Below are 4,276 nucleotides of genomic sequence, written 5' to 3'. Positions count from 1 at the left end.
ACGCTTCAATCGCTTTTTGCCGCAGGTCGTAACTGTAAGGGGCAGGCATAGTTCTATCCCAACACTTTTCTCCTTCAGAATAATGTCCTAACACAGCTATGTAAGGCTATAATCCTCTCCTAGAGCGTTGATAAATCCTCTAGAATCCCCCGACCCACTCGCGCCTCACTTGCTAAAGACCTCAGCAGAGAAGAGGTTAAAGGTTGATGGGTCGTGGTAAAGCGCTTCACAAGCCTACTCCAGGAATGCCCACCGCTTAGCTCAGGGCTGTTGCGATCGCAACCTCTCCACATCAACTAAATCTATGGGTCCCAGTCCACTCGCTTGCTTCTAGAGCTTTTGCTCCTATCATTACAAATGCATCATTACTTCTTTAGCACTCCTGTAAACACACCTCTTTGAGTAAGTAATGAAAAAACACGACAAAGTCAATGGCAATCGTTTGAGCGCTCCGTTATCCCGAGGGACGCCCCTCCAGTTCAACACCAGGAAATGCAACGAGCTTGCTACGCTGGAGCATCCATGATGCTGAACTTGGCAAAAGGGGTGGGAGAAGACGACGTGAGCCAAGCGGCTAGAGTGGTGGCGATTGAGGCTCTTGAGCGCGAGGGTCAAGAGTTCTGGCCTCGCATCGGCATTGACTACTCAGGGCATTGCACCTCATGAAAACTCCAGAGGAACGCAGGCGATATTTGGATCAAAAGCTGCGAGAAATTCCACCCGGCATCCTAGAGAAGGCGATCGCAGTATTTCAAACACTGCCTGAGGAATTCAAGACTGAGTGCAGGGTAAGGCATGCCATAGAACCTGACACTTGGATGAACTCCTGGCATTTCAGTGTCGGCACGCAGCTCCGGAATATGCTGCGAGACCAAGGCTTGAGGGATGATCTATTGCCTGACAAAAATTGGCACGACTACTACATACCCGTATTGGAAGTCAGCTTAGGGCTGAGAGAGGAGCAGCCACCATGATTCAGAAAGAACTTGAGAAATCAATCCAACAAAAGCTAGACCTAACCTTGGGGTGAGATTCGAGACCGACGCAGGCAAGTGGAAGCGGAAAAGTAAAAGGATAGAGATGGAGGAGATCGCGAGTGATGGCAACTAAACTCGAAGAAATTCTGAGCAATAGGGTGACACGGTTTAAAGCGGTTCAAGCGATCGCCCTTGGCTTTCTACTGAGTTTGGATGGATATCACGATTGCGGCATAAAGCTCAGCACACTTCACTGGTTTTGATGAATCGGCTGAGTGCGATGCAACCTGTAACGCTTGAAGCATTTGCAGGTGGTTTGCCTCCTTGTCTGCTTGCTTAACGAGCTCTACAGCTCTCACCGTTAGGTCCGCGATCGCCTGCTTGTCCTCTTGGCACTTTGAATCAAGCTCGTCTAGCAAGGCAGCGTATTGCTTCTCGGCACGGGGCTGAGCGTCAATCGAGGCGAGCTTGGACTCTATTGTCTTCTGGCGGGAGCCACAGTTGACCAGAGCGAGGGTTGAGATCGCTGTACAGGTGAATAGGACTAACTGCCTCAAGGTCTACTCCTGAGTGGGTGACTCCACAACGCTAACCTGACTGAGCCTGCGATCGCTTTGTGACAAAGAATTGAGGCCAAGCTATCAGTCTTACTGGTTTAAGACATCTTTTCTGTGTTGGGGGGCAGCCGCGATCGCAGCGACTTCTGCAATTAGATCTTGAGAAACTCCCATCTCCTTGAGCGTTGTCATCAAATTTTCCGCAACGGCATCAAAGTGTTCGCTGTTTAAACCTTGCTTTTCTACCAACTCCTTGTGGGCTTGCCGCATATAACGACCATCATATCTATCAGTTCCGCCAAAGGCATAGGTCAGAAAAGCCTTCTGGTGTGCCCGTTGTTTCATCATATCGACATTGGCAAAGAAGTGCTTGATGCGCTCATCCTGCAAGACTCGCGCGTAGAATTTGTCAACCGCTAAGTCAACAGCCGCCGCACCACCAAGTTTTTCAAATAAAGTCGCCATATTTCTTCTGATCCTTTTCAGCAATTGCTTGACTACACTTCAACCGGTTCTTTTTCTGCTGCTTGCACAATTTGCACCGTTTTCGCATCGATCGCGGCTCTCACCGACTCTGGCAAGGCAGCGCGGTTTTCGGTGTGGGAGCTTTGGAACGTATCTTGTGCTTCAGGTTGTTGACAGGCAATCATCGTCTTGACGTGCTCTAATTCGTCTTCGCGAACGGCAACAAAGACATCATAGAGATTCTCAATTTGAGGGCGACGAAATGCCTCAGGATGTGTCGTTTGAAATTCGTCGAACATATACAAGTCGCCATCGCGATAGTAGTTGATGGCGACTTCTGGCGCAGGCATTTGTTTGAGTGCTTCGCCGTGCGCTTGGAGAAACAGGTCGTAGGTGTGGTAGGCGTGCTCTTCAACTTGCTGCATGAAGTGGTAAGCAGCGCGGGGATTGAGGATATACACCAAAACAATCACCCAGTAGTACATCAATCCGCCAATTCGAGCTAGGGAGCGATCGTACCAGTGGTCATTGCCACCGAGAGATTCGGCAATCAGGAGATGGTGCAGTTCATTCCAGGATTCCGCAAAATGCACTTTCAGCCAGTCAGATTTGCGCCACCACCCCATCGTTTCATACAAATGTAAGACCGAGGTGTAGGCAAAATAAGGCACCCGAGCCACTGTTTCCAGGACAAAAAATCGCGCAAAAATGCGATCGCGACCTCGATAAAAGGTGTTGAGCAGCGTCTCTAAGAAGTCAACGAGCAATCGTATCATGATTGAGATCCTCCAAAGTTTCTACCGCAACGGATAGGGATAGAATTGCCGCCTTCATGAGAGGTCAGTAAAAAGAGGCAAGCAAATCGGTGAGTGACTCTCACTTTGCCAAATTGTTCTCACCAAGAATATGAGCTACCTCATAAACCTAGATCTGGTTGTGTGCAGGGAGAGGCATCTTGTGATTACGGTCATTGGGTCTCATCTGGTTGAGCTGCTCTGTCACTCAGGCTACTATCATGCTTCAACCTCAGATTTCGTTGACACTTCATGAGGTAGCTCATATCTCTCTTGTCCGTAGTTTGACAAAGTAGAAACATCTGAACTGGAGGATAAGCCATGTCTCAATCAACCATCAATTTTGCAATGGCTCCTGGACATCAGGTGATGGCAAGTGCTGGAAAGAAGATTCTGCGACCGGGTGGTAAAGCTGCCACCGGGCAATTGTTTCACTGGGCCCAATTCCAACCGGGGGAAACTGTTTTAGAGCTGGCGGCCAGTTTTGGCAATAGCGCGATCGCCCTCGCCAAACAATATGGGGTTCGGGTGGTAGGGATCGAAAAGAACCCTGAAAGTGTGGCCCGTGCTCGTGCCAATATTCAAGCCGCTGGGTTGGAAGAACAAGTGTAGGTAATTGAGGGCGACATTTTCCATTTAGAGCAGATTCCAGGACAGTTTGACTATGTGCTGGCAGAAGCCATTCTTACCATCCAATCGGCTTCAGGTAAAGCCAAAATCTTACAGGGTATTTGCGATCGCCTCAAGCCAAGAGGGAAGTTCCTCTCCCATGAGTTGCGGGTAAACGATCGCGAAGATGAGATTCATCGTGCCCTGGCAGCCGCGATTCGAGTCAACTCTACGCCATTGTCTGAAACAAACTGGATTGCCACCTGTCAAACCGCTGGATTACAGGTTTTGAATCACCAAACAGGAGTGATGGGGTTACTCAACCCAGCTCGCGTCATTCAAGATGAGGGATTGATTGATGCGAGCAAATTCTTCTGGAATGTGCTGACCCGTCCTCAACTGCGCGATCGCCTACTGACGATGCGGCAAGTCTTCAAGCAGTACGAACACGAGTTAGGTTATCTCATTTTGTGTGCAGAACAAAACTAGATTAGGAGAAAAATGATGACTACGACAATGCACACTCCCTCATCTCTGACGGCTCAACTCAAAGACAAACTGGAGTATCCCGACACAGGAATCCTCAGCAAAGTGTTACTCAAACTTCCTCATTGCCAGTACACTCTCTTGTCTCTAGCCGCAGGCACTAAGATGGCGGAACATAGCTCAACTCGCAACGCCGTGGTTCAAGTACTTGAAGGGCAAGGAACGCTGAGATTAACAGGACAAGATATTCACCTGAAACCTGGCGTATTTGTGCTGATGCCTGCTAATGCGCCTCATGCATTAAAGGCATCAGCAAACCTGGCATTTCTGCTAACACTTTCGGATGCCGGTTAATGGTCTATTTTTTGCTGGGGTTAACAGGGAGCGA

The 4,276-nt window shown here is 49.0% G+C and carries 8 protein-coding genes; 5 read left to right on the top strand and 3 right to left on the bottom strand.

Annotated features, from left to right (window positions below; genetic code table 11):
• Positions 1–492: 492 nt before the first annotated feature.
• Both NDA01_RS31400 and NDA01_RS31395 read left to right on the top strand, forming a co-directional pair.
• A complete protein-coding gene (locus NDA01_RS31400) occupies positions 493–666 on the top strand; it encodes a hypothetical protein (RefSeq protein ID WP_348231139.1) in 174 nt (57 codons plus the stop codon).
• Positions 663–974: a hypothetical protein gene (locus NDA01_RS31395; RefSeq protein ID WP_348231138.1), complete on the top strand. Its 312-nt coding sequence runs from the start codon at positions 663–665 to the stop codon at positions 972–974. Before NDA01_RS31400 ends, NDA01_RS31395 begins: the two co-directional genes overlap by 4 nt.
• A gap of 203 nt (positions 975–1,177) precedes the next feature.
• Here NDA01_RS31395 and NDA01_RS31390 read toward each other — a convergent pair whose 3' ends face one another.
• From NDA01_RS31390 to NDA01_RS31380, 3 genes are all read right to left on the bottom strand, one after another.
• Positions 1,178–1,534, bottom strand: a complete 357-nt coding sequence (locus tag NDA01_RS31390) for a hypothetical protein (protein ID WP_348231137.1) — start codon at positions 1,532–1,534, stop codon at positions 1,178–1,180.
• Positions 1,535–1,624: 90 nt separating this feature from the next.
• Complete coding sequence (locus NDA01_RS31385; RefSeq protein WP_348231136.1) at positions 1,625–1,999, bottom strand: group I truncated hemoglobin; 375 nt, start codon at positions 1,997–1,999, stop codon at positions 1,625–1,627.
• 32 nt (positions 2,000–2,031) lie between these two features.
• On the bottom strand, positions 2,032–2,775 hold the full coding sequence (locus NDA01_RS31380) for an alternative oxidase (protein WP_348231135.1): 744 nt from the start codon (positions 2,773–2,775) through the stop codon (positions 2,032–2,034).
• A 339-nt stretch (positions 2,776–3,114) separates the two neighbouring features.
• On the opposite strand from NDA01_RS31380, the gene NDA01_RS32185 reads away from it, so the two are divergent.
• The 3 genes from NDA01_RS32185 to NDA01_RS31370 are packed head-to-tail and all read left to right on the top strand — an operon-like array spanning position 3,115 to position 4,242.
• Positions 3,115–3,405: an SAM-dependent methyltransferase gene (locus tag NDA01_RS32185; protein WP_431193611.1), complete on the top strand. Its 291-nt coding sequence runs from the start codon at positions 3,115–3,117 to the stop codon at positions 3,403–3,405.
• Between the two features lie 54 nt (positions 3,406–3,459).
• Positions 3,460–3,891 (top strand): hypothetical protein, encoded by a 432-nt coding sequence (locus NDA01_RS32180; RefSeq protein WP_431193610.1) that lies wholly within the window; start codon positions 3,460–3,462, stop codon positions 3,889–3,891.
• A 12-nt stretch (positions 3,892–3,903) separates the two neighbouring features.
• Positions 3,904–4,242: a cupin domain-containing protein gene (locus tag NDA01_RS31370; protein ID WP_431193609.1), complete on the top strand. Its 339-nt coding sequence runs from the start codon at positions 3,904–3,906 to the stop codon at positions 4,240–4,242.
• The last annotated feature ends 34 nt before the right edge of the window (positions 4,243–4,276 follow it).

The organism is Trichocoleus desertorum AS-A10 (assembly GCF_039962155.1).
Classification (GTDB): domain Bacteria; phylum Cyanobacteriota; class Cyanobacteriia; order FACHB-46; family FACHB-46; genus Trichocoleus.
This window is presented reverse-complemented; position numbering and strand designations above follow the sequence as displayed.

Coding starts and splice junctions, on each gene's coding strand:
- NDA01_RS31380 (WP_348231135.1), bottom strand. CDS start 2,775: ATGATACGATTGCTCGTTGACTTCTTAGAGACGCTGCTCAACACCTTT.
- NDA01_RS31370 (WP_431193609.1), top strand. CDS start 3,904: ATGATGACTACGACAATGCACACTCCCTCATCTCTGACGGCTCAACTC.
- NDA01_RS31395 (WP_348231138.1), top strand. CDS start 663: ATGAAAACTCCAGAGGAACGCAGGCGATATTTGGATCAAAAGCTGCGA.
- NDA01_RS31385 (WP_348231136.1), bottom strand. CDS start 1,999: ATGGCGACTTTATTTGAAAAACTTGGTGGTGCGGCGGCTGTTGACTTA.
- NDA01_RS32185 (WP_431193611.1), top strand. CDS start 3,115: ATGTCTCAATCAACCATCAATTTTGCAATGGCTCCTGGACATCAGGTG.
- NDA01_RS31400 (WP_348231139.1), top strand. CDS start 493: ATGCAACGAGCTTGCTACGCTGGAGCATCCATGATGCTGAACTTGGCA.